The organism is Kitasatospora sp. NPDC057518 (assembly GCF_042802075.1).
GTDB lineage: Bacteria > Actinomycetota > Actinomycetes > Streptomycetales > Streptomycetaceae > Kitasatospora.
Genome location: NZ_JBHVEU010000666.1, coordinates 1 through 3,241, shown reverse-complemented (window position 1 = coordinate 3,241; position 3,241 = coordinate 1). Strand labels below are relative to the sequence as shown.

Annotated in this window: 1 protein-coding gene; it reads left to right on the top strand. The window is 72.3% G+C overall.

Features of this window, described 5'->3' with window-relative positions; translation table 11 throughout:
- Positions 1–134 precede the first annotated feature (134 nt).
- Entirely contained in the window at positions 135–3,203 is a 3,069-nt protein-coding gene (locus tag ACFU7Z_RS38030; protein ID WP_380782675.1) for a hypothetical protein, read from the top strand.
- Positions 3,204–3,241 lie beyond the last annotated feature (38 nt).

Below are 3,241 nucleotides of genomic sequence, written 5' to 3'. Positions count from 1 at the left end.
CCGTTCGTACCCACCCTCTATGATCCCGCCCGGGGGGAAGGTCGCTGAGCTGGGGTACGACACCGCTGTGTCCGCTCTCCCCTCGGGGGCGCACACCCGCGTCGCCGATTCGACGACCGGGAGACGAACACTCGGTGATACTCACTCAACGCCTGGGCCGCGGGCTGCTCGCCGGCGCCTCGGCGCTCGCGCTGGCACTGCTGCCCGCGGGCCTCGCACCCACCACGGCGGCCGCCGCACCCGCCGGCTCAGCACCCAGCGGCTCAGCACCCGCCGGCTCGGCGCCCGGCGCACCGGCCGGTGACGGGTCCGGCCCGGCCCCGGTGGACCTCACCACCACGCGCGCCTTCGCGGACACCTTCCGGCTGGACCCGGCCCAGGACACCGACCCGCTGTACGGGCTGAACGTCGGCCTCGACGCCCGGCAGTCGCCCCCGGCCGGGCAGCACGGGATCTCCTACACCCGGGTCTCCGGCCGCTGGGACACCTCGACCGCGCCCGACCAGTGGTTCGTCCAGACCAGTCATCCGGACCACCCCGACAAGCTGCTGTTCGCCAAGGGCGTCTCCGCGATCATGCTCGGCGCGCCCGCCGTCGCGGACGGCACCGGCCACTACACCGTCTCGACGGTGGTCGACCCGGTCGTCGGCGACACCGGCGGCGCCGACTGGGGCTCGATCGTGCTGAGCCGCAGCCACCGCGGCAACGGCTACGTCACCGGCGGCGACGTCGACCTCGGCCTGACCGTCACCTCGGGCGGCAAGCTCGCCCTCTTCCACGGTGGCGGCGGTGAGAACCCCTTCTGGACCGGCACGGTGGCGCCCACGGCGCAGTACGCCGTCTCGCTCACCGTCTCCACCGGCGCCGACCGCGCCGTCACCCTGACGGTGAACGGCACCCCGTTCACCGTCTCCGCGCCGGCCGGGGTGACCCGCTGGCCGGGCAGCGAGTTCCTCTACCTCGGCGCGTACCTCTCCGACCCGAACCGCGTCACCACCTTCGGTGACGGCGCCGGCCACGGCCTGAACGTCAGCCGGATCGACACCAGCGCCACCCGCAGCGCCAAGCCGTTCGTCGACACCTTCGACGGCGCGCCCAACGCCACCGCCGACCACGGCCTCAACCAGGACCTGGCTGCCCGCCAGCCGAGCCTGATCTCCGCCAACTACACCGCCGTGTCGGGCGTCAAGGGCCTGGCCCTCGACCCGCCGGCGGGCTCGGTGCAGGTCAACAGCCCGGCCCACCCGAACGTGCTCTCCTTCCCCAAGGGCACCTCGGCTGTCCGCCTCGACAAGCCGGCCACCTCGGACGTCCAGAGCGGCGCCTACACGGTGCACGCCGTCCTGACCCCCGTGGTCGGCAGCACCTCCGGCCAGGACTGGGCCTCCCTCGCCGTCGGCAACGCCTCGGGCGGTACGGGCGCCGTCGACGCCGAGGACATCGCGCTCGGCCTGCGCGTCCAGGCCGACGGCGGGCTGACGCTCTTCCAGGGCGGCACCCCGACCGCGCTGCCCGCCGTCCCGCCGGCCGGCTCCTACGAGGTGTCGGCCGCGCTGGCGACCGGCGACCGGCAGCAGGCGACCGTCAGGGTCAACGGCACGACGGTGTTCTCCGGCCGTACCGCCGCCAAGCTGCCCCGCGACGGCTACGTCTCGCTCGGCGCCCACCACTCGGCGGCCGGCCAGGTCACCACGGCGGACGACCTGCGGGTCTCCATGCTGGGCGGGCTCGGCTACTACGGGTTCTTCGACATCCGGGACCCGAACGAGCCGAACTTCAGCGCCAACCACGCGCCGGAGGTGGCGCAGTGGACCAACTTCAACAACTACCTGCGCGACCAGGACCCCCGCCTGGAGTTCCTGGACCAGTGCCGGCCGGCCGCCTGCGTGATCGACCTCAACCAGGAGACGGTGGTCCCGCGTGCGCCGGGTTCCTGGGCCGTCGACCCGAACCCGAACGCCGCGCGGAACCTCCTGGACCTGGTGCGGCGCATCGGGTCGAACATCGACAAGATCGGCGCCGTCGACGTGAGCGACGAGCCCTACTCGCACGGCCTGAGCCCCGCGCAGGTCCAGACGCAGGCGGAGCAGATCAGGGCCGCGTTCCCGGACAAGACGCTGATCATGAGCCTCGACCGCTGGAACGCCGAGCAGACCGCGCCGATCCCGTCCACGGTCGACATCGTCGGCTTCGACTACTACTGCGAGGGCCGCGGCGAGATCCAGCGGCTGCTGGCGAACCTGAAGACCTTCCTCTCCTCGCCGGACCAGCACCTGATGCTCTTCCCGGAGTCCACCAACGAGTACCGGGTCGCCGACGGCTGCTACTCCGGCAAGACCGACGCCGACATCGCGGCGTACAACGTCGAGTACCGCGCGATCGCCGCGCAGGACCCCCGCGTCGTCTACCTGCAGAACTTCCGCTGGCTCGGCCCGGACCAGCCGAACAAGGTGCCGCTGACCGTCGCGGCGCAGAAGAGGATCGGCAAGGCCGTGGTCGACGCCACGCCCACGCCGGCGCCCGCCTCGGTGGGCGTGTACCGGCCCTCGGACGGCAGCTTCGGCCAGGCCGCCCACAACGGTTGGTACACCGGCCAGGCCGTGTTCGGCGGCGGGGGCGGCGACGTCGTCCCGCTGACGGGCCACTGGAACGGGCCGGGCACCGACACCGTCGGCGTCTACCACCGCGACACCGCGACCTTCCAACTGTCCTACGACAACGCCACCGTGGCCGCCACCTTCCCGTTCGGGGCCCCCGGTGACGTCCCGCTGGTCGGCGACTGGAGTGGGCAGGGGCGGAGCACGGTCGGCGTCTACCGGCCCAGCGACCAGTACTTCTACCTGTCGGACGACAACGCCACCGTCAGGTACCGGATCAAGCTGGGCAACGAGGGCTGGAAGCCGCTGGTCGGCGACTGGGACGGCAACGGCACCACCACCGTCGCCGTCTACGACCCGCAGACCCAGACCTTCTACCTGAACGACTCCAACGAGACGGAACACCCGCGCCCGGGCGTCAGGTTCGGCAACCCCGGCGACCGCCCGGTCAAGGGCGACTGGGACGGCAGCGGCAAGGAGACCATCGGCGTGTACCGGCCCGGCGACCAGACCTTCTACGGGGCCGCCGAGAACTCCGACCTGGTGGTCTACAGCAGGAAGTTCGGCAACCCGGGCGACATCCCGCTGGTGGGCAACTGGGGATGACACCCCGTCCGCCCGTCCGAATCGGCTCCCTCCCGACC